Source organism: Bacillus sp. FAU18 (assembly GCF_056033885.1).
This window is the reverse complement of sequence record NZ_JBVYHZ010000003.1, coordinates 431,355-451,694: the sequence shown is the minus strand read 5'-3', so window position 1 is coordinate 451,694 and position 20,340 is coordinate 431,355. Positions and strand designations below refer to the sequence as shown.

Annotated in this window: 17 protein-coding genes and 2 pseudogenes; 9 read left to right on the top strand and 10 right to left on the bottom strand. The window is 46.6% G+C overall.

The window, feature by feature from the left end:
• The first annotated feature begins 76 nt into the window (after positions 1-76).
• Entirely contained in the window at positions 77-706 is a 630-nt protein-coding gene (locus tag AC0OMU_RS02550; protein WP_340035041.1) for a YitT family protein, read from the top strand.
• 44 nt (positions 707-750) lie between these two features.
• Here AC0OMU_RS02550 and AC0OMU_RS02545 read toward each other — a convergent pair whose 3' ends face one another.
• Both AC0OMU_RS02545 and AC0OMU_RS02540 read right to left on the bottom strand, forming a co-directional pair.
• Positions 751-1,509 (bottom strand): phosphosulfolactate synthase, encoded by a 759-nt coding sequence (locus AC0OMU_RS02545; protein WP_327830557.1) that lies wholly within the window; start codon positions 1,507-1,509, stop codon positions 751-753.
• Positions 1,506-2,192 (bottom strand): 2-phosphosulfolactate phosphatase, encoded by a 687-nt coding sequence (locus tag AC0OMU_RS02540; RefSeq protein ID WP_063335023.1) that lies wholly within the window; start codon positions 2,190-2,192, stop codon positions 1,506-1,508. Before AC0OMU_RS02540 ends, AC0OMU_RS02545 begins: the two co-directional genes overlap by 4 nt.
• Before the next feature lie 186 nt (positions 2,193-2,378).
• Between AC0OMU_RS02540 and AC0OMU_RS02535 the strand changes: the two genes are divergently transcribed.
• From AC0OMU_RS02535 to cysC, 3 genes are all read left to right on the top strand, one after another.
• Positions 2,379-3,089 carry a phosphoadenylyl-sulfate reductase gene (locus tag AC0OMU_RS02535; RefSeq protein WP_080344184.1) on the top strand — a complete coding sequence of 237 codons (711 nt, stop codon included), beginning with the start codon at positions 2,379-2,381 and terminating at the stop codon, positions 3,087-3,089.
• Positions 3,090-3,201: 112 nt separating this feature from the next.
• Positions 3,202-4,371: a sulfate adenylyltransferase gene (gene sat, locus AC0OMU_RS02530; RefSeq protein WP_015383311.1), complete on the top strand. Its 1,170-nt coding sequence runs from the start codon at positions 3,202-3,204 to the stop codon at positions 4,369-4,371.
• Complete coding sequence (gene cysC, locus AC0OMU_RS02525) at positions 4,368-4,967, top strand: adenylyl-sulfate kinase (RefSeq protein ID WP_003245829.1); 600 nt, start codon at positions 4,368-4,370, stop codon at positions 4,965-4,967. The genes sat and cysC overlap by 4 nt, the downstream gene beginning before the upstream one ends.
• Before the next feature lie 27 nt (positions 4,968-4,994).
• Here cysC and AC0OMU_RS02520 read toward each other — a convergent pair whose 3' ends face one another.
• On the bottom strand, positions 4,995-5,801 hold the full coding sequence (locus AC0OMU_RS02520; protein ID WP_015483069.1) for an alpha/beta fold hydrolase: 807 nt from the start codon (positions 5,799-5,801) through the stop codon (positions 4,995-4,997).
• Between the two features lie 205 nt (positions 5,802-6,006).
• Between AC0OMU_RS02520 and AC0OMU_RS02515 the strand changes: the two genes are divergently transcribed.
• Positions 6,007-6,645 carry a pentapeptide repeat-containing protein gene (locus AC0OMU_RS02515; protein WP_015383309.1) on the top strand — a complete coding sequence of 213 codons (639 nt, stop codon included), beginning with the start codon at positions 6,007-6,009 and terminating at the stop codon, positions 6,643-6,645.
• A 7-nt stretch (positions 6,646-6,652) separates the two neighbouring features.
• On the opposite strand, the gene AC0OMU_RS02510 is transcribed toward AC0OMU_RS02515, so the two are convergent.
• Complete coding sequence (locus AC0OMU_RS02510) at positions 6,653-8,107, bottom strand: aminotransferase-like domain-containing protein (RefSeq protein ID WP_015383308.1); 1,455 nt, start codon at positions 8,105-8,107, stop codon at positions 6,653-6,655.
• A gap of 66 nt (positions 8,108-8,173) precedes the next feature.
• On the opposite strand from AC0OMU_RS02510, the pseudogene AC0OMU_RS02505 reads away from it, so the two are divergent.
• Positions 8,174-8,835 (top strand): annotated as a pseudogene (locus tag AC0OMU_RS02505) (LysE family transporter).
• A gap of 49 nt (positions 8,836-8,884) precedes the next feature.
• Positions 8,885-9,394: a DinB family protein gene (locus tag AC0OMU_RS02500; RefSeq protein ID WP_015483067.1), complete on the top strand. Its 510-nt coding sequence runs from the start codon at positions 8,885-8,887 to the stop codon at positions 9,392-9,394.
• 49 nt (positions 9,395-9,443) lie between these two features.
• Here the strand turns inward: AC0OMU_RS02500 and iolX are convergent, their stop codons facing one another.
• From iolX to AC0OMU_RS02485, 3 genes are all read right to left on the bottom strand, one after another.
• A complete protein-coding gene (gene iolX, locus AC0OMU_RS02495; RefSeq protein WP_015383305.1) occupies positions 9,444-10,472 on the bottom strand; it encodes a scyllo-inositol 2-dehydrogenase in 1,029 nt (342 codons plus the stop codon).
• 208 nt (positions 10,473-10,680) lie between these two features.
• Positions 10,681-11,694, bottom strand: coding sequence for a transcriptional regulator DegA (degA, locus tag AC0OMU_RS02490; RefSeq protein WP_015483065.1), 1,014 nt, complete (start codon positions 11,692-11,694; stop codon positions 10,681-10,683).
• 17 nt (positions 11,695-11,711) lie between these two features.
• Positions 11,712-12,575 (bottom strand): AraC family transcriptional regulator, encoded by an 864-nt coding sequence (locus AC0OMU_RS02485; RefSeq protein WP_015483064.1) that lies wholly within the window; start codon positions 12,573-12,575, stop codon positions 11,712-11,714.
• Positions 12,576-12,698: 123 nt separating this feature from the next.
• On the opposite strand from AC0OMU_RS02485, the gene AC0OMU_RS02480 reads away from it, so the two are divergent.
• On the top strand, positions 12,699-14,066 hold the full coding sequence (locus tag AC0OMU_RS02480) for an MATE family efflux transporter (RefSeq protein ID WP_014476390.1): 1,368 nt from the start codon (positions 12,699-12,701) through the stop codon (positions 14,064-14,066).
• 29 nt (positions 14,067-14,095) lie between these two features.
• On the opposite strand, the pseudogene AC0OMU_RS02475 reads toward AC0OMU_RS02480, so the two are convergent.
• Together AC0OMU_RS02475 and asnB are read right to left on the bottom strand one after the other, a co-directional pair.
• Positions 14,096-14,925: pseudogene (locus tag AC0OMU_RS02475) on the bottom strand (phytoene/squalene synthase family protein).
• A gap of 81 nt (positions 14,926-15,006) precedes the next feature.
• Positions 15,007-16,851 carry an asparagine synthase (glutamine-hydrolyzing) gene (gene asnB / locus AC0OMU_RS02470; protein ID WP_015383301.1) on the bottom strand — a complete coding sequence of 615 codons (1,845 nt, stop codon included), beginning with the start codon at positions 16,849-16,851 and terminating at the stop codon, positions 15,007-15,009.
• A 145-nt stretch (positions 16,852-16,996) separates the two neighbouring features.
• Between asnB and AC0OMU_RS02465 the strand changes: the two genes are divergently transcribed.
• Positions 16,997-17,578, top strand: coding sequence for a DUF2777 domain-containing protein (locus AC0OMU_RS02465; protein ID WP_072692655.1), 582 nt, complete (start codon positions 16,997-16,999; stop codon positions 17,576-17,578).
• A gap of 30 nt (positions 17,579-17,608) precedes the next feature.
• On the opposite strand, the gene wprA is transcribed toward AC0OMU_RS02465, so the two are convergent.
• Positions 17,609-20,293, bottom strand: a complete 2,685-nt coding sequence (gene wprA / locus AC0OMU_RS02460; RefSeq protein WP_474240879.1) for a cell wall-associated protease WprA — start codon at positions 20,291-20,293, stop codon at positions 17,609-17,611.
• Between the last annotated feature and the right edge of the window lie 47 nt (positions 20,294-20,340).

The window sequence follows — 20,340 nt, the reverse complement described above, 5'->3', positions numbered from 1 at the left end:
TTGAGACATAAATCATGGACAGCCTCATAAAATGAAAACAGCGGACAAGTCTTTTCATAAAGGAGCAAATGACTTAATGGCTGAACTGCTGATGAAAGCAAAACTTACGTTTATGATTGTCGTAGGCGGCGTACTACAGGGACTCGGCATGTCCTTGTTTTTATTTCCGCATGATATTCCGACAGGCGGTGCAGCAGGTATTGCGGTGCTATTGCATTATCTGTTTCAAATCCCCCACGGGTTTTCAGTGTGGGCTGTGAATGTATCAATGCTTTTTACCGCTTTAAAATGGCTGGAGATGAGAACATTCACCGGCACCCTTGCTTCTATCACCGTCACCTCTGTCTCGGTATTGATCTTTGATGCGGTTTTTCCGGATATCACATCTAATCTGTGGCTTGATCTGGTAAGCGGCGCAGTGTTATTGGGACTCGGCATCGGACTTTTATACAAATATAAAATTTCGAACGGAGGATTCGGAGCCCTTGCTCTGATGATTTCTATCTACCGCGGCGGGAATCCTGGAACGATCCTGCTCATCATGAATTGCATCATTTTTATGGTCACCGCGTCTATTATTGACTGGGGCATCGTCATTCAAGCCCTGATATGCCAAGTGATATCGACAAGAGTCATCGACTTCATCTACAACATCCGTCTGACCTCACTTCCCTATCTCACGCCTATGTACCGCCATAAAAAATAATAGGCAGAGGCTCTCTTCACGACGAGAGCCCCGCAGCCGCTGCTTTACAGAAAAAAGGTATCAGATCTTAGCCCTAAACGCAGCGTTTCCAACGCGATGGCATCATGAAATGGAATATTGGCCAGATTCACATTCGGTCCGATTTTTTGAATAAACCCTTGCTGAAGCGTTTTGTTAGGCGCTTCAAAAATCAGCCTGTTGATATCAATATCCGAGGAAATGATGTCGTCAACAATTTGAAACCTGACATCGCCGCTGCTGGAACAGATCCCTCCCGTTCCGCTTTCTCTGGCTTCTGTAATCACTTTTTCCGCGCCCGCTTCCATATCCTCAACGATATATTCAAGCCATTCCTCAGAGCTTTGCCGGCTTGCTAATTCCTCATCCTTGCTGCCCACCTCACTGAGCACAAGAAATTCATCAGAAAAATCGGCAATGTAAGCCGCTTTCTCTTTATTTGTCATCGGGAGCGTACCGTTTGAAATCTCAATATATTCACAGCCGAAATAGGTGCAGTACCGATGAAATTCATTCACTTTTTTCTGGCTTACGTACTTCTCAAACAGTGTGCCGCCAAAGAAAAATGTAATGTCATGTTCTTTCAGTGTGCTGATTTTTTCTTCAAGATCTTTCGTAAGTAATGATGTGCCCCAGCCGAATTTCACAAAATCAATATAGTCGGACGCTCCGGCTATGACATCTTTGAAAAATTGCAAGGGATAGCCGTTATCAATTAAGATGGACTGCCCGGTTTCTCTCGGCTTGTTTGTTCTCACTGGCAATTCTAGTGAAAAATCATTCATATTATGACCCTCTCTATCGTTGGAACTTCTCCATCCTGTTTCACTTTCATCACGAAATCGCCCGTCAGTTCTTTTGTACAGTAAACGATGTCTTCCGAATCAAACAATGGCTGGCGGCTGTCAAAAAATTTCTCCGCAACAGAAGAGCGTTTTATTCTTTCAATCGCCTCCTCAGCCGTTACCGCATTTGTCCCTTCAATGATGCCTTTGATATACTCCGCACACGCCATATCGTCATCACCTGATGGGTGGGAAGCCACAATGTTCATGACACAATCATTTGCGGCCAGCTTTTTCACATGCTCTGCCGTTGTTTTGGCATTGGAAAATCCAGTTACGAACAGGTGCTTTGCGTTCAGCGCCCCCAATGCCGCTGTGACGCCGTTTGTTGTTTTCTGGATCAGGCGCTTATCCGCCATATCCTGCCCAGCCATACGTTTTGGAGAATTATCTAAATCAAATCCGCTGATACCGACCCCCTTTTCCTCTCCCGTCAAAACATAATCCGGATAGGTGTCTTTCAGCACAAAGGCTTCATCAGCTGTCCGGACCAACAAAATCTCTTTCGCCCCGCCGATAAACGCATAATGGGCGACCGTAAAGGCTCTGATGACATCAATGATGATGTTAATATCAGCCGGGGCAAGCGAATGATGATGCCCCTGATAAATGGCAATCGGCATACTACCTCTCCTTGGGCATAAAACCATTTTGCTAAAAAGCATATTCAGCCGGGCTCTTAATGGTTCCGCACCTCATCTTAGGCGGGCGCGGCACCTAAAAACCCTGAACCTTTATGCAAAAAATGAATAGTCTGCCTATAACTCGATCAATAGATAAAAAAAGCAAATGCAAACGGGGGGAAAACATTGAACGAAACCATCACATATGACACATGGAACGACATGCTGTCCAAACAGATAACGGATCAATTGATCGATGAGCTTGATGTGTTGAAATGGGCTTACCGAACGTACGGAGAAAAGATTGTTTACGCATGCAGCTTTGGCGCAGAAGGAATGGTGCTTCTCGACTTAATATCAAAAATCAACAAAAACGCGCACATCATCTTTTTGGATACCGGGCTTCATTTTCAGGAAACATATGAGCTGATCGATACCGTCAAAGAGCGATATCCGGGATTTGCAATCCAGATGCTCGAACCCGAGCTGAGCTTAACAGAACAGGGGACGAAGTACGGTGGAGAGCTGTGGAAGCATAACCCGAACCTCTGCTGCCAATTGCGGAAAATCGAACCGCTCAAAAAGCACCTGTCCGGCATGACAGCTTGGATTTCAGGACTGCGCCGGGAGCAGTCACCAACGAGAAAGCATATTCAATACGTAAACCTGGACCAGAAGTTTGAGCTCATCAAAATTTGCCCGCTCATCCACTGGACATGGGATGACGTTTGGACGTACATCCGCCTGCACAATTTGCCTTATAACAAACTGCACGATCAACATTATCCGAGCATAGGCTGTGAAATGTGTACATTGCCTTCCTCGGACCCGAACGATGAGAGGGCTGGAAGATGGGCCGGACGGGAGAAAACAGAATGCGGCCTGCATCAGGAATAGCGGATGGCAGGTTCTTGCTGTGAGAATCGAAATGATGTTAAGGCGCTGATGTCAAACTTTCATTAAGTGCAGAAAAGAAAACAAGGAAACGTATAAATGGAGGTTGAACACGTTGAATGGAAACGAGCCCCACGGAGGGGTATTAATCAACCGCTGTGATCCCGCATGCCATTTTGAAGGGTGCGCGTGCCAAGCAGAGCTGGATCAGCTTGCACTGAGCGATCTGGAGCTTATCGCGATCGGCGGATACAGCCCGTTAACAGGTTTTTTGGGAGAAAAAGATTATCATTCCGTTGTGAAAGAGATGAGGCTGGCAAACGGCTTGCCGTGGAGCCTGCCGATTACGCTGCCTGTCGGAGAAAAAACAGCAAAACAGCTGTCTGCCGGAGATCACGTCAAGCTTGTGAAAGACGGTGTTACCTACGGCATGATCACAGTCACCGATATATACCAGCCTGATAAAACACAAGAAGCACTGTCTGTTTTTAAAACAAACGATCCTGCCCACCCAGGCATAAAAAAATTGCTGGCTCGCCCGGATTACTATATCGGAGGGCCTATCACGGTCAGCCGCCTGCCTGACAAATCTTTCGAACAGTTTTATGCAACGCCCGCAGAAACAAGAGCGGCCTTTGAAAAACTCGGCTGGAAAACGATTGTCGGCTTTCAAACCAGGAACCCTGTTCATAGAGCTCATGAATATATTCAAAAAACAGCGTTAGAAACGGTCGACGGTCTGCTGCTTCACCCGCTTGTCGGAGAAACAAAGTCAGACGATATCCCCAGCGATATCAGAATGGAGAGCTACCAGGCTTTGCTTAATCACTATTATCCAAAGGATCGTGTCATGTTATCGGTTTTCCCTGCCGCCATGCGTTATGCAGGTCCGCGGGAAGCGATTTTCCATGCGCTCGTCCGAAAAAATTACGGCTGCACCCATTTTATTGTAGGCCGTGATCACGCAGGTGTCGGCAGCTACTATGGAACATACGACGCCCAAAATATTTTTCAATCATTCACAGAGGAAGAGCTGGGCATCAAGCCGCTGTTTTTTGAGCACAGCTTTTATTGCCGAAAATGCGGAAACATGGGCACCTCCAAAACATGTCCGCACCACCCGAGAGACCACATCCACTTATCAGGCACAAAAGTGAGAGAGCTTCTCCGCCAAGGCAAAAAGCCGCCTAAAGAATTCAGCCGGCCTGAGGTCGCAGCCGTGCTGATCAAGGGACTTCACCAACAGCCTGTTGCCATCAAGCAAAACAGCGGGGAATTGCAATGACACACAATCCGAACATCATTTGGCATCCCGCTGCCATCTCAAAGTCTGACAGACAGTCCTTAAACGGACACAAAAGCTGCGTCCTCTGGTTTACAGGTTTGTCCGGCTCCGGAAAATCGGTGCTGGCCAATGCAGTCGATGAAAAACTTTACCGCAAGGGCATTCAAAGCTATGTGCTTGATGGTGATAATATCCGCCACGGCTTAAACAAAGATCTTGGATTTCAGACTGGTGACAGGATTGAAAACATCCGCCGGATCGGAGAAGTGGCGAAGCTGTTTGTCGACAGCGGGCAAATGATTTTAACGGCTTTTATTTCTCCATTCAGAGAGGATCGGGACATGGTTAGAGCACTCTTTCCTAAAGGTGAGTTCTTCGAAATTTATGTGAAGTGCCCGCTGCATGTTTGTGAACAGCGCGATCCAAAAGGGCTTTACAAAAAAGCGCGAAACGGAGAGATCAAACATTTCACCGGGATCGATTCTCCGTATGAAGCGCCGCTTTCACCCGATTTCATCATTGAGTCAGACCAGACCTCTATTTCCGATGGAGCTGATCTCATCATTAACGCACTGCAAAACAGAGGTATTATATAAAAAACCCGATCAATGTCGGGTTTTTTCTTATGAGTTGGAGAACTGCGCAATCAAACTGTTAATCTTCTCTTTTTCTTCATAAAATGCTCCGTGCCCGCTGTTTGCAAACGGAACCAATTCCGACTGTTTGATGCCGCGCTTCAATTCTTTCGCAAAATCAAACGGCGCAATTCTATCCTTTCTCCCGTGCAGGATCAGCGTCGGCACCTTGATTGCAGCAAGTTCCTTTCTGAGATCTTCGTCTCTTAATGCGATGCCCGAATGGATCGTCCCGTAGGAGGAAGCCTCCAGCATCAGATTGAGAAACCACTGTCTAAGCTCTGGAGACACTTTTTTCTCAAAAAACTGTTTCCCTAAATCAGCCAGTGTTTTGGGCCGATCAGCTTTGAACAATTCAATCATATCGTCAATATCCTGCTTCCTCATCCCGTACGGATAACCCGGGCGTTTTGTAAATGCGGGTGCCGCTGCAGACAGTAAAATCAGCTTATCAACATCGGCTCCTTCATGCCTTGCCATATAACGGATTGCAATGGCGCCGCCCATCGAAAAACCGGCAAGAATCGCATTCTCAAGCTGCAGCGTATAAATGACTGCCTTCACATCATCAGCCATCGTGTCATAATCGTAGCCTTCCCAAGGGCGGTCAGATTGCCCATATCCCCGTAAATCAACGCCGATAAAACGAAATCCCCTTTTCGGAAGCTCATTCATTTGATATTCAAACATCTTATGATTCAACGGCCACCCGTGCAAAAAGATGATCGGCCTTCCATGTCCAATATCCTCTACAAACAGTGTCACATGCTCCTCGGTTTTGACGTAATGCCCCATTACGCATTCCTCCTGTTCCCTTTGGCTTTCCCGGCCTGTAAACGCCTTGACGTATAGGAAGCTTTCCATTTATGCTTACAAAACAAGCGGGCTGCTGTACCAAGAAAAGGCTCTTCACGATTTACTATATGTATCAATTTCCTTAACGATCTATTAAATTGAACCCGGAAGCCTCTGTTTTTCGGGCAGAAAAGGATGTCATCACATGAATAAAATCGCAATTCAAAAACCGAACATACCGGAAAACCTGCAAACCGCAGATTTTCATGATGCCGTGACGCAGGATGATGTAATCAGCATGCATTTGTTTGAAGATTGTACAATCTGCGGCGAAGATATCGAAAGACTTTGTGTGGAAAAAACGGTATTCAGAAATGTCGTCTTTATCGATGTGTCTTTTCGGCATATTGAACTGACCGATGTGATCTTTGAAAAATGCGATTTATCAAACGCCGATTTCAGCGGGGCTGTCATTCACAGAACTTCTGTTAAGCAGTCAAAAATGGTTGGAATGAATGTGGCGGAAGCAACGCTGCGGAATGTTTCATTCGAGGAATGCCACGGACATTTCAGCTCATTTTCGTACTCAAATATGAAACAAGTTCGATTTGATCACTGTGCTCTTATGCAAAGTGAATGCAGCAATACGGTGCTCCAGCAGACACACTTTGACAGGTGCGAATTGGAAGGCGCCAGCTTTACCGGCACGTCCCTTCAAAACATGGACATCAGCACGTGCCGTTTTGAACAGCTTCATGTCTCCCTCGACAAATTGAAAGGCTGCAAAATCGCACCTGAGCATGCGATTGCCTTCGCCAGGGCACTGGGAGCTGTCATCGTATAACCAAAGCCTAGGACATCATCAGGCGGCGTGCTGTTTCGGCTGCCGCTTTAATGCCAGTTTCCAAATCTCCAAGAGATGCATAGGAATATGACAGCCTGATGCTGTTTCGGTCTTCACCGTCATAAATGTAGCCGGGATTCACAAGCACCTGCCGTTTCAGCAATCCATAAAAGAAACGGCTGACAGGCAGGTTTTTGTGAAATGTCACCCAAATATAAAAGCCGCCTGCGGGAATCCGCCACGTGGCAATGTCCCCGGCATACCGCTCGAGAAAATGAACGGCGGCGTCTCTCCTTTCTTTAAGCTTCCTGCGTACCCAAGTCAGATGCTCTTCATAATATCCCTGTGACAGCCACTCGGCAGCCGCCCACTGGGACAGGCCGCTTGATCCGTAGTCTGTCTGCATTTTAATGTCCGCCAGCCTTTCAATAACCGGCTCCGGACCGACAAGCCAGCCGATTCGCAGACCGGGGCTAACCATTTTTGAAAACGTGCCCAGATACAGAATATTGCCCTCATGATCCATTGCTTTCAACGGCTGCGGCGGTTTTTCTTCAAACCATAAATCACCGTACGCATCATCCTCAATGATGGGCAGCTGCTCTTTTTTTGAAAGGCTGATGATCTCTTTCCTTCGCTGCTCTGACATGACTGTGCCTGTCGGATTATGAAACGACGGAATCGTGTAAAGCAGCTGTCCTCCATATTGTTTTCGATTAGAAGAAACAAGCCCCGCTTTGACCCCTTCATCATCCATCGGCAAGCCGCGAAGCCGCATCCCAGCTGATTGAAATACATGCAAGGATTGAAGGTAGGACGGCTTCTCCGTCAAAATGACAGAATCTCGTTTTAAAAGTCCAATTGAGATGAGCTGAAGTGCCTGAAGTGCACCGGACACAATTAAAATTGCAGACGGTGACACATGGATCTTCTTTCCTTTTAAATGGTCGGCCACTGCCTCCCGCAGCTGACGGTTTCCTTTCGGCTGCTCATATCCTAAAGACAGGGCGCCCGGATTGATTTGCTGAAACATCCGTCCAATTGTGTCAGCAGGCACAAGATCCGGTGAAAGTTCTCCAGTTCCTAATCTGATGATATCCGCTCTTGGTTCGTTCTGATTAATAGCTTGAATGATGGAAGAATTGGCGCGATGAATGCCTGAACGGACGTAATCGCTCCAATCAAGCGGAGGCTCAGCCGCCAGCACGCTCCAAGTACTGTTTACAACCTTCGTACCGCCGCCTCTTCTTCCCTCTAACAAGCCTTGAGACGTGAGTTCATCTATGGCTGCTGTGACTGTGCTGCGGTTGACTTGAAACATGTCGGCCAGCGTTCTCTGTGAGGGGATTTTCGTCCCTACAGCCCACTCTCCGTGAAGAATCTTGTCTTTCATATATTGTTCGATCTGCCGATGCAGCGGAACATCCGACTTTCGGCTTGGCTGCCATTGCGACAAGGTCATGCCCCCCTTTTTTACACATTATACATTTGGCTGGTTCCTAACCCAACCAAATGGCTGGAGACTTTAGTGACAATCTCTCTTATGATTGAAAAAAATGTGAAGGGAGCTTTTTCAGCATGAATGCAATCATTCACGGAATTGTGCTCGCGTTTGGCTTAATTTTGCCGCTGGGAGTGCAGAATGTGTTTATTTTTCAGCAAGGCGCGTGGCAAAAGCATATTTGGCGGGCTCTCCCAGCTGTCATCAGTGCTTCAGTCTGCGATACCCTGTTAATCGTATTAGCCGTTGCGGGCGTATCTGTCATTGTGCAGGAGCTGCCCGTGTTTGAGACAGTCATGATGGCCGGCGGATTTTTATTTTTGCTCTATATGGGCTGGGTGACTTGGAACAGCCGTCCGAAGACAAGCCAAAATGAGAAACATACGTTCACACCAAAAAAGCAAGCTGCGTTTGCGGCCGCTGTTTCTCTTTTAAACCCGCATGCCATTCTGGACACGATCGGCGTCATCGGCACGAGCTCTCTTCAATATTCGGGGCTTGAGAAATGGCTCTTTATGGCCGCCTGCATCGCTGTGTCTTGGATTTGGTTTATCAGCCTTGCAATAGCGGGCCGGCTGTTTCAGACGATAGATACGAGCGGCAGGCTTATGCTGATCGTAAACAAATGCTCTGCAGCGGTAATGTGGGCAGCGGCAGGATATTTTGGGGTGTCACTCTTTTGCAATTGAAGGAGAAACAAATGAAAACAACGAATTTCTTAGAAAAGGAGGCATGCTGATGACTGATGCAAAACAGTTTTATGACTATCATTCTTGGGCAAACAAGAAAATATTTAACCATATCGAAAACCTGCCGGAGGAAACTGCCTATCAAGAAGTAAAGAGCGTATTTCCTTCTGTCAGCGACGTGCTGCTTCATATGTGCAGGGCTGACTACATTTGGCTGAATGTTCTTTCGGGAGTGGCCTACCAAGAGATTATAGACAGCGCAGGCAAATTAGAGTCCGCGCAAGGTAATATGGCAGCGATTAAACAGCACGCTGCCGAGCTGGAGTCACAGTATCATGATTTCTTCAGCCGCCAGACGGACTTAGAACAGACCTTCACAATGCAGCATCCGAAACTAGGTACACTGGAATCAACCTATGCAGACACCATCCTGCATGTCGTCAATCACGGGACTTACCATAGAGGGAACGTAACCGCCATGCTGAGACAGCTGGGCCATTCTGGCGTACCTACTGATTATATGTACTATTTATATGAGAAAAGAGGAAGCAAGGGCTAAAATGTCCTTGCTTTTTTTGCGGAAAGCCTCAAATGAAACATACTAGCTTTTACATACCGGTATAAGCACGCTTCACATCTAGCTGTACCGGCCTGCCGCTTCGAAAAGAATTGGTTGCGGCGATGCCCACTTCTAAATTGATCGTCGCATCAATCTCAGTCACAATCGGTGTTTTTCCATTCCGGACACACTCGGCGAAATGCTGAAGCTCCAAGCAGTAGGCTTCATGAAAACGAGTTTGAAAGTCTGGAATGATATCAAAACTGCTCCCTTTAGCCGATAGGATGGTCACATGTTTATTTCTCAATGTCCCTATGAAAATACTGCCCTCTGTCCCGATAATCTCCGCCCGGATGTCATGTCCGTATGGAGAGGTTCTGCTTGCCTCGACGTCCCCCGCTGCGCCGGAGTCAAATTCAATATACGTCAGCGCCTGATCCACATCGCCATACTGCTCCATGAACGGATTGTTCAGAATCCTGCCGTGTCCTGAAACAGAAGTGATTTCCGCCCCTAGCAAATAACGGGCCATATCATAGTCATGGATGGAACAGTCAATAAAAATTCCACCGCTGTGTTTGATAAATTCTGCGGGAGGCGCGCCTTGGTCGCGCGTAAAGCCTTTATAATAGATAGGTTTGCCGATTTCTCCAGCGTCGATCCGCCGTTTGGCATCTGCGTATGCTGGATCGAATCGTCTCATAAAGCCGACTTGGCAGATGACACCTGTCTCTTTCACTTTTTCAGAAACTGCTCTTGATTCCTCAAGGCTTAATGTCAGCGGTTTTTCAACGAAGATCTGTTTGCCGTTCTCGGCTGCTTTGATGATCATATCACCATGTGTGCTTGTCGGCGTTACAATAATGACAGCGTCAATGCCGGGATCTTCTAACACTTCATACGGGTCCTCTGACCATTTTTCGATACCGAATTCTCTGGCAACCTGCTCCGCTCTCCCTTTTAACGGATCACTGACACTAACCAGCTTTGCTCCCGGTACACTGGTGACAAGATTTTTTGCATGATCATAACCGAGCCTTCCTAATCCTAATACAGCGCACCTTACTTGATGTTCCACGTCCCATCCTCTCCTTTAACTCATTTCAGGCTCGCTTTGAGAAAGCGCTTTCTCTTAACCGCTAAAAAAACAGCGGTTCTATCCGCTCTGCCATTTTGCGCAAGCGCTTTCTCAAAAGATGGTTTCATTTTACACTGCCTTTGGTTTACACGCAATATGTTTTTTTGGCTTCAACTGTCATAATGAAAAAACCCGCTCATTAGCGGGTTCATGTGTTGAGCGGTGATGTAGAATGTCTGACTACAAGCTCAGGAGGGAGCACTATTTTTTGTTTCGCCTTTCGTTTTCCCTCTATTGCTTCTGCCAGCAGTTCGATGACGCTCCGTCCCATCTCTTTTATCGGCTGGGCTACGGTTGTCAGGGGCGGAGCCGCCATTTCTGCGAGTATCGTATTATCAAAACCAATGATAGAAAGATCATCCGGCACTTTTATGCCTCTTATTCTCGCAGCTTGTATGGCGGCACAGGCCAATACGTCGTTGAAGGCAAAAATAGCAGTCGGAACGTTCCTGTCGAGCAATTTTCCCGCTTCTTCCTTGCCGCTTTCCAAGGAAAACCGCGTCTGGATGATAAGTGATTCATCAATGGGCACGCCCGCTTCCTCCATCGCCTGACGGAAGCCTTTGATTCTATTTTTTTCGCCTGTCGTTGAACCGTCTCCGACAATGCAGGCGATGTTCGTGTGGCCGAGTGACAGAAGATGCTTGGCAGCCTCATATCCGCCACGAACGTCATCTATCACAACAATATCCATCGGAAGCAGCGGCTTATCCTGAGAAATCATGGCAATCGGAATTTGTTCACTGGCGATTTCCTCCAAAGCAGACATACTGTCATGGCTTTCAATCCCTGTTGCAAAAATAATGCCATCCACCTTTTTCTGTTTCAGCACAGAAAAATACTTTGTTTCTTTTTTCGGATCGTAATCGGTGCTGCAAATCAACATTTGAAAACCGAGCTCATCCGCTCTTTCCTCAATGCTTTTGGCCAGTTCGCCGTAAAACGGATTTGAAATATCAGGCGCCACGAGAGCTATCATATTCGTTCGTTTTCCCGTTAACGCCGCGGCGTGGACATTGGGCGTGTATGCCATTTCATTCATGACATTCATGACCTTCTGCCGTGTTTTGCCGCTGATTCTCCCCGTATTGTTAATTACACGCGACACAGTTGTGATCGAGACACCCGCCGCCTTTGCCACATCGTAAATTGTTGTTTTCATGTTCATCCCTCGTCTGGTTATTGAACTTTCCGGCTGACAATTTTCCGGTATTCAATTGGTGAAATGCCTTCTATCTGCTTAAAGAGTTTTGAAAAGTATGTCGGATCTTCCATTCCGATCGTTTCCGCAATAACGCCCATCTTATCATTTGTAGAGGATAAAAGACGCTTCGCTTCTGTCATTCTCACCCGGTTCGTGTATTGTGCCGGAGTTACGCCGAGCACCTGCTGCATGCAGCGGCTCACATAATCCTGATGATAGTGAAGGGCGAGCGACAGATCCTTGATTGTCGTCTTTTCCTTATAGTGCTCCTGTAAGTACCGGGCCGCCTCCCAGGCTACCCGCTCTTTCGCAGACGGTATTTGGAACGCTTCTTTTTGAAGATGCAGCATCAGCTCCTCAAATAAAATTTGCTTTCTGAGCGGCAAATCAGAGTTTTCCGCGGAGTAATCGATCAGCTTTTCAAACTGCTGCGCCATAAACTGCGGGCGCTGCACCTTGCCTTTTCTCGGCAAGGCCAATCCGTAGCGGGCCGGCTCTTCGAAGCTCCCTTTTTCCTGCTGAAGCTCAGACCAGTTGCTGCCTCCCTTTGCCGTAAATTCATATCGATGTTCATCGAAGTGAAGCCAATAGTAGGAGGTTGCTTCATCACTGCCCTTCGTCCCGTAGTGTTCAAGACCGGGAGAAAGCAAGATGTACTCGCCGCCTTCAACAGAAAACGATGTTTCATTTTCCGTTATATATAACGTTCCCTGTTTGACATATATCAGATCAAACACGGAGAATACACGTTTCACATGGGTTTCTCCTTTTTTAAAAACCCCTTCCCCAGCTGCGATAAATACCGGAAAAGGCGGGACTGTAAACAGGATGCGAGGCATTTGAATCATCCTCCTTTTTAAGTCGGATTTTTACAAGAAGTATCGTTTCTATCCCTTTTTATTATAAGGAAATGGAGGTACACTTTAAAACGTTGATTTTATTTACGAAAGGGGTTAGACACTATGAAACAAGCTGTCTTCAAATCAACTGCTTTGAAAAAACCCGCTGACAAAACGTTCTCATTATTTTCGCTTACTTGGCCGATCTTTATTGAGGTCTCATTATATATGTTTATGGGTAATGCCGATACACTGATGCTCAGCCAATACTCGGATAACAGCGTGGCAGCAGTCGGCGTCAGCAACCAGATTTTAAATTTAATTATCGTGATGTTCAGCTTTATCGCAACAGGAACGACCGTTATCATTTCACAATTTCTAGGCTCACGGCAAAAGAAAGAAGCCATGGAAGTCGCTTATGTGTCAATCGGCGCCAACTTCTTCATCAGCCTGGCCATCAGCGCCGTCGTCTTTTTTGCGGCTGTCCCTCTGCTTCATATGATGGGATTATCAAACGCACTGATGCCTGATGCGAAAGTCTTTTTACAAGTTGTCGGAGGTCTGTCCTTTATTCAGGCTTTAATCATGACATTCAGCGCGATCTTAAAAAGCTACGGCTACACAAAAGATACAATGTTTGTCACTATCGGCATGAACATTTTAAACATTGCCGGAAACTTTGTTGTGATCTTCGGTTTGTTCGGCTTTCCTGTTCTCGGCGTTGCCGGTGTGGCCATGTCCACATCTATCGCCCGCGTCATCGGATTAATCGCGATGATTGTGATTGTCAACAAACGCATTCAGCTGAAGATGTCGCTGAAAAAAGTCTTTCATATGCATAAAGAGCATTTGCGCAAGCTGCTGAAAATCGGCATTCCTTCTGCGGGAGAGCAGCTTTCATACAACCTTTCGCAAATGATTGTCACGTATTTTATCGCCATCATGGGCGCGCAGGCGTTGACAACAAAAGTGTATACGCAAAATATTACGATGTTTATTTTGCTGTTCGGCACTGCGATCAGCCAGGGTACACAAATCTTAATCGGCCGTTATATCGGCGGCAAACAATTTGATGCCGCTTATGAGCGCTGCATGAAGAGCTTATATTGGGCACTCGGAATTGCTGCGGCTACCTCTGTTTTGATGACGATCTTTTCAAAAGACCTGATCGGACTCTTCACACAAAGCCCTGACATTATAGCAACTGCAAGCCTATTGATTGCCATGACCATTATCCTTGAACCAGGCCGCTCGTTTAATGTCATTATCATTAACTCTCTGCGGGCCGCGGGGGATGCGAAATTCCCAGTTTACATGGCAATGATTTCAATGTGGGGCATCGGCCTCCCGCTTGCTTATCTTTTTGGCATCCACCTCGGTTTCGGTCTTGCCGGCATTTGGATTTCTTTTATCGCGGATGAATGGGTCCGGGGAATCTTAATGTACAGAAGATGGCGCTCACGTATCTGGATTCAAAAAGGTATGGCGTAACACCCGGCTCAATCAAGCCCGGGTGTTTTTTAGATATCAGAGAGAATCTGCTTCACTTCGGTCTCTGTGAGAGCGAAGTGATGTTGAAATACATCGTGCTGCTTCGCCCGGATTTTTTCTAAAATAGCCCGGTACAAATGAAGAGCGGCTTTCACCGTTTTTTGAGAATACTGCGGAAATAGCGGCAAGGCATCCTGACACTCTTCAAGGTAGGCTTCTGCTTCAAAAGCGATATACTCCCACGTCATTGTGAACGCTTTATTTACGGTGCCTTTTTGGAGATCAGCCTCTGTATAGCCGAATTGCTGCATTACTTCCCGAGGGATACGGCTTTTTTGCTGTTGGCCAGTGCCGAAATCTCTCAGAATCCGAATCAGCTGAATCGCTAAACCGAGAGAACCAGCTGCATGTGTCAGCTGGTTCTGATGCCGGCGCGCCATAATCGGGAGCAGCATCAATCCGGCTGCGCCGCCTGTCTGGTATGCGTGCATGAGCAATTCATCAAGGTTTCCAAACGGTTTATCTTCCGCTTTCTGTGCGGCAATGAACTCACGGAATGGCTCGCTGTCCAGTGTAAAGGTTTGGTACGCATGGCCGAAAGCCTTCCACAAAAAATGATTCCCGTTATACGTACCGGAAAAAACATCTTCCGCCTCAGCTTCAATGGCAGATAACGCCTTCTCATCCGCATTGGCTGCCGTATGGCAAAACGCCATAACCGCCCAAGCCGCCTGCCTTTGCTTCAGCGGAAGAAACGAAAATGCTTTGTAACAGGCTGGTTCGCGGGCGCTGACGATCTGGCCGCATTGCTGATAGGCTTCTTTTATCTCTTTCATTTCTTTTCACTCCTATGTATCACTGCTTCTTCAAGTCTATTATGTTTTCTCGCAATTGTATATGAAGAAAAAGCCGATTCCTTTGAGCAGAATCGGCTTTTTCTTTATCCTTCATCAATATCAATGCGATACGCTTCAAACCATGTATGAATTTGAGCAAGATGGGCGATCAGCTGAGGCCCCTTCATGAGCTGCCCGAACCACGGCACCTTGAAGGAGGAGCCTTCCGTTTCTAAAAGCTGATCTAATTGTTTTCTGTCCAGCAAGGTATGGAGCACGGAGTCCTTTTGGCTTCTGATCGTTTTCAGCCATTCGCTGACGCCTTTTGTATATTCCGGATGATGTGTTTTCGGATACGGGCTTTTTTTGCGATACAGAATGTCATCAGGCAAAATGCCTTCAAGCGCTTTGCGCAAAATGCCTTTTTCCCGATTATCATGCATTTTCATTTCCCACGGAATATTCCAAACATATTCCACAAGCCGGTGATCGGCGAACGGCACCCGCACTTCCAAGCTCGCCCCCATGCTCATGCGATCCTTCCGATCCAAAAGGTTCGTCATAAACCAAAGCATATTTAAATAGAACAGCTGTCTTCTTGCTTTATCCACACCCGTTTCTCCGTCTAATAATGGCGTTTCTGCCAAGGTTTCTTCATATTTGGCATTTACGTATTCTTTCAGATTCAATTTTTTCTGCCATGAGTCAGAAAGCAGCTTGATCCGCTCCTCCGTTGATCTCATCCATGGAAAGCCAGACTCAACATCTGCCGTATGGAACCACGGGTACCCGCCGAAAATCTCATCCGCGCACTCTCCCGATAGGCTGACGACAAAGTCCTTTTTGATTTCCCGGCAAAACCACAGCAGGGATGAGTCGACATCCGCCATTCCCGGCAAGTCTTTGACCAGTACAGCTTCCTCCAAATGATCAACGAGATCTTTTTGGCTGATGACGCATTTGTGGTGCGTTGTGCCGAAAGCCTCTGTCATTTTTTCAATCCATGGTCCGTCATCATTCGGCTGAAAAGCGCTTGCTTGAAAATATTTATCGTTCTCTTCGTAATCAATCGAATAAGTATGAAGCGGTGCTTTTCCTTCCTTTTCAAAATGGCCCGCCGCAATCGCTGTAATTGCGCTTGAGTCCAGACCGCCTGATAGGAATGTGCAAACCGGCACATCCGACACAAGCTGCCGCGTCACCGCGTCCTGAAATAACGATCTGACATTGGCAACCGTGTCATCAAAACTGTCCGTATGTTTTTCGCTTTCAACATTCCAATAACGCCAAATATTAAGTCCGTCTTTGGAAAATGTCAGCGCATGAGCCGGGCGGATTTCTTTTATGCCTTTAAATATGCCAGTGCCCGGGGTTCTGGACGGTCCAAGACCGAAAATTTCAGAAAGTCCCGTTCTGTCCACTCGCGCTTTTATATCAGGGTGCGCGAGGATTGCCTTAATTTCTGATCCGAAGAGAAATGAAGAGCCTTCCTTCGTGTAAAAAAACGGCTTTACGCCGAGACGGTCTCTCGCGGCAAACAGCAGATTACGCTTTTCATCCCACACAGCGAAAGCGAATATGCCATTGAGATGGTCGACACAGTCTTCCTGCCATTCGATGTAGCTGTGCAGAAGCACCTCGGTATCTGACGTACGTTCGAATTGATGGCCCCGCGCCCGCAATTCTTTGCGCAAATCTTCCGTGTTATAAAGCTCGCCATTGTAAATAATGGTGTACGTATCCCCTTTATAGGTACACGCCATCGGCTGGCGTCCGCCTTCAATATCAACAACCGCAAGTCTTTTATGTCCGAATAAAACATGGTGCTCCCCCCAAACGTTTGAATCATCAGGCCCTCGTTTGGAAAGAGTGTCTGTCATTCTGTCCATCGTTTGTTTTTCCTGGACGAGCTGCTTTTTAAAATCGACCCAACCCGTAATTCCACACATGTGACATCAGCTCCAATCCCGTTTCTTTCGTAACAATTTCGTTTCTTTCAGCACCTTAGTAAGTTTATGCATCTATAGGCAGATAGTTGATTTGTCCATAAAAGAGTTGTATGGGACAGGCTTGAATTGGAAAGAAAAGAGAGGAATGAAGAAAAAGGAGACAGCATGGATGAAACGGAAACAATTGTTATATACAGAGGAACGAAAGTGGGAATACGGCACCATCCTCATTGAAGACGGCATCTGCTTAATCGAAAACGGTGAAGGCGATATACTGCTGGCGGACAGTCTCCAACACAGCCCAATCTGGATCCATCATAAAGGAAAGTGGGAACAAGCCGGCTTTCAGGACAAGTTGGTTTTGGCATGCGGGGCAGAAAACATCTCCCTTTCCGGCGGAGAACGCATCCGCTATGAGAAATCAGTCAAGCGGCCGCTCATGGCGCTTTTGGATTCGCTTGACGACGAAACCTTTCTCGCATTTCTACAGCACTTGCACAGCTTCGGCTTATCGGTATTCGATTGCGTCTTTTCTTATAATAAAGGAGTCTTTTCGAATACTTCGGCGGGGCAGGGTGTGTCCTTTTATCACTTTTCAAATGACACCGCACAATGCGCGATGCAGCATCACTACAGCAGCGAAGGGACAGGAGACCGTTTTGAATGGACGGCTTCAAACGGAAAGCGATCCATTATGTATTCAGCAGTCCAACGGGGGCGCAAATAAAAAAGCGGTGCATCGAGCACCGCTTTTTGGTTACTTTTCAACAACAACTTTTGCTTCCTTGCTTTCTTTTTTATCTGTATCCGCAGCCGTGACGTACAGCACCGTTCCGGCTTTTTGTTTTTTGATTTTCACCGAAAACGTTCCTTTTGCGTCAGCTTTGGCAGAAGCAATGACTTTCTTTGATTTGTTTTTCACTCTGATCATCGCTTTGCTGTTTGCCTTCCCTTTTACTGCCGTATCCTTCGTTTTCACCGCGTTTACTTTCGGTGTGCCGGAAGGTTTTCCTTTGACGACGACAACTTTATACGATGTTTTCGCATCGCCTTTTGTTGCTTTCACATACAGTACTTGATCCTGTTTTTGAGTCGCGATATTAACCTTGAACGCATTGTCTTTTCCGGCTTTGGCGCTGCCGAGTTTCTTTTTGCCGTTCATCACCTCGATAAGTGTGCCTTCCTTCGCGTTTCCTCTGACAGCTGTTTGAGTGCTTTCCAGCTTGTTGACCTTAAGTTGTAAATCAGCTGCGCTGACAGCCTTCATGACATTCAGCCGCCCGTAGCCTGAATGCCAGTCTACACCAGGTGTCTTCGGAATTTCAATCGGATCGCCATAATCGTCATACAACTCTTCTTTTCCGCCATCGACACTTTCAAAGGAAATATCATCTGCCGTCTTTTTCAACATATCCTCAACTTCTGTTCTTTTCAGTTTAGGATTTTGAGCAAACAGCAATCCTGCAGCAGCGGCAGCATACGGCGTCGCCATAGACGTTCCGCTCATGTACGTGACATTTCCGTTCGGCACTAAGCTCGGGATATCCGACCCTGGAGCAGAGATGTCCAGACCTTTTCCATAGTTAGAGAAATCAGCGGTCATATCCATGCGGTTCGTTGCGCCGACCGACATCACATATTTAGAAGATGCAGGATAAGATAAGGCATTTTCTCCATCATTCCCGCTGGCTGCGGCAATCAAGACATTTTTGTCAGCTGCGTACTTCAAAGCAAATTCAAGCACGCGGCTGTAGCCTCCGCCTAAACTTAAATTAATCACCTTTGCTCCTTTGTCAGCAGCATATTTGATGCCGAGAGCAATTTGTTCAGTATCTCCGGAACCTGCGGAATCAAGCACTTTTACAGGGATGATTTTTGCTTTGGCATTCAATCCTGTCATTGAATAGCCGTTATCGCTTTGGGCCGCAATAATGCCTGCGACATGCGTCCCATGCCCCTGATCATCCATTGCATTGTTATTTCGTCCGACAAAATTGTGTCCGAGATCTGTTCTTACTTTTCCTTTTAAATCAGCAAGCGTGCTGTCTACGCCTGTGTCTACTACTGCAATGAGTGTATCGTTAAGCTTGCGTTTGGACAGCAATGTGTTGGCAGGCTCATATTTCACATCCGCGTTTTTGACACCGCCGTTTTCACCGTTGTTTTTAAGCGGCCATTGATAAGGGTACTGAATATCGTTTGCCAGGCTTTTGTATTCCTGTACGGGTTCCGCAAACTCTACATTGGACATCTTGGATAGTGTCGCAGCAGCGCTTTTGACCCTTTTGGCGCTTGCCGTATATGCGCCGTTCTGTTTCTCATCTTTCGGAAGTTCAAATGAATATAGATTGTCAAACAGTTTCTTTGCCTTTTTCACATTAGAAATGTCTTTTTTCGATTGCGCGCTTGCAGAAAAGCCCTTCATTTCATTATGTACGGATGAGAGGCTTTTATTGTCCTTCACCTTGAAAATAACCTTTGTTGTCTGAACTTCACTTTTTGCTGCAATATTGTTTTCTGTTAAAATGGCTCCTGCTGTTTTGCCTTGCAGCTGCTTCATATTTAGTCGGTCCGCTTGTTTCTTTATCTCCTCTTTAAGGAATGACGGGACTGATTGTAAAGCTTTATCATATAGCCGGTTGATCGCTTTCTGATCCTTTTCAGTGATCTTATACGAAGATGATGCTCCGTTTTCTGACACATCGTCAAATAACGGCTTTAATGTCACAAGATCCTGATAGATTTCATTTCTTGCTGTTTTATTGAGTGCGAGCTTTGCAACGATAAACGGTGCTGCTTTGTAATAAAGGCTTGTCAGTTCTTTGCCTTCTGCTGTTTGGCTCAGCTGCTCATCACGAATCGCTCTCAGCTTATCCAGGATGCCTTTTCCTGATTTCTTCTGATCGACACTCATTTCAACCGGACAAGCTTCTTCCTCTTCTAAATCTGACGGCTGTTTTTTGGTGCCTTTATACCCAATCGTATACTTGGCTTCTGCAGCTGCTTCTGCCGTTCCGCCGTCCTCTGGTTCTTCTTCTCCGAGGTATTCAACTTTTACATAGTAAGGGCCGCTCCACGCGTATGGAAAAATGACTTCGCTTTTTCCATCCTCCGCTGTGAAAGAACGGTACATCTCAAACGTTTCATCTTTAAGCGCTTTTTCCTTACTTGGATATACAGATACATTCAGTACTGAATCACTCTTTACGGTCAGTGCCATATGTGAGTTTTTCTGAATATCCGTTGCTCCCGGGGTCACTTTGTACCATTTCACCTGTTCCGGCTCCTTCATGGCGCCTGTCTGCTCTTTGCCGTTTTCCAGAGCAGCCGCCTGATCGATCGCGCCGGCCGCTGCAGCTTTGGTTCCCGGAGAAAAAAGGCTGAAAATCAGTGCAAAAATAAGCACTGCCGCCACAACCGAGCTGAATTTTCTGCGTTTCATGTTATCCCTCCTGCAAAATAATGAATCTCCTTGAAGGTATCATAATT